The organism is Saccharopolyspora hirsuta (assembly GCF_008630535.1).
Classification (GTDB): Bacteria; Actinomycetota; Actinomycetes; order Mycobacteriales; family Pseudonocardiaceae; genus Saccharopolyspora; species Saccharopolyspora hirsuta.
Map to the genome: position 1 here is coordinate 1 of NZ_VWPH01000036.1, position 1,143 is coordinate 1,143.

Annotated in this window: 2 rRNA genes; both read right to left on the reverse strand. The window is 56.6% G+C overall.

Annotated features, from left to right (window positions below):
* Positions 1–821 (reverse strand): 23S ribosomal RNA (locus F1721_RS34195); the annotation flags it as partial.
* Between the two features lie 205 nt (positions 822–1,026).
* Positions 1,027–1,143 (reverse strand): 16S ribosomal RNA (locus F1721_RS34200); the annotation flags it as partial.

Genomic DNA, 1,143 nt, shown 5'->3' on the forward strand with positions numbered 1-1,143 from the left:
GTTCGGGCCTCCACACGGTCTTACCCGCGCTTCACCCTGGCCATGGGTAGATCACCCCGCTTCGGGTCTACACCACGCGACTCACACGCCCTCTTCAGACTCGCTTTCGCTCCGGCTACCCCACACAGGTTAACCTCGCCACGCAGCAGTAACTCGCAGGCTCATTCTTCAAAAGGCACGCCATCACAACTACAACGGTTGCTCTGACGGATTGCAGGCACACGGTTTCAGGAACTCTTTCACTCCCCTCCCGGGGTACTTTTCACCATTCCCTCACGGTACTATCCACTATCGGTCACCAGGAAGTATTTAGGCTTAGCGAGTGGTCCCGCCAGATTCACAGCACCCTCCACGGAAACGCTGCTACTCGGGAACACCACCACACACACCACAACTGCTTTCGCTTACCGGGCTCTCACCGTCTACGGCCGGCTTTCCCAAACCGTTCAACTAGCAGACATGGACATGCTGGCGGACTGGTAGACCCGCCCAGTAGTGCCCCACAACCCCGCACACGCAACCCCTACCAGGTATCCCACGCGCACGGTTTAGCCTCCTCCGCTTTCGCTCGCCACTACTCACGGAATCACCAGTGTTTTCTCTTCCTACGGGTACTAAGATGTTTCACTTCCCCGCGTTCCCCCTCATACCCTATACATTCAGGCATGAGTAACCCGACATCACTCGGGCTGGGTTACCCCATTCGGACACCCTCGGATCACAGCTCGGTTGACAACTCCCCGAGGACTATCGCGGCCTCCCACGTCCTTCATCGGCCCCTGGTACCAAGGCATCCACCATGTGCCCTACACAACTTGGCCACAAAGATGCTCGCACCCACTATACAGTTCTCAAACAACAACCAGAAGAAAACACACGATGTGTTCCCTCAGACACCCAACAGCGGACTGTCCTGTAAAAACGTTAGTGTGTTCCACAATCCATCGAGCGTCACAACACGAGAACATTCGCCTCGTCAATTGTGAACACTCCCAACCAAAGGCTGGGGTGTTATGTGCTCCTTAGAAAGGAGGTGATCCAGCCGCACCTTCCGGTACGGCTACCTTGTTACGACTTCGTCCCAATCGCCAGTCCCACCTTCGACCACTCCCCCCACAAGGGTTGGGCCATGGGCTTCGGGTG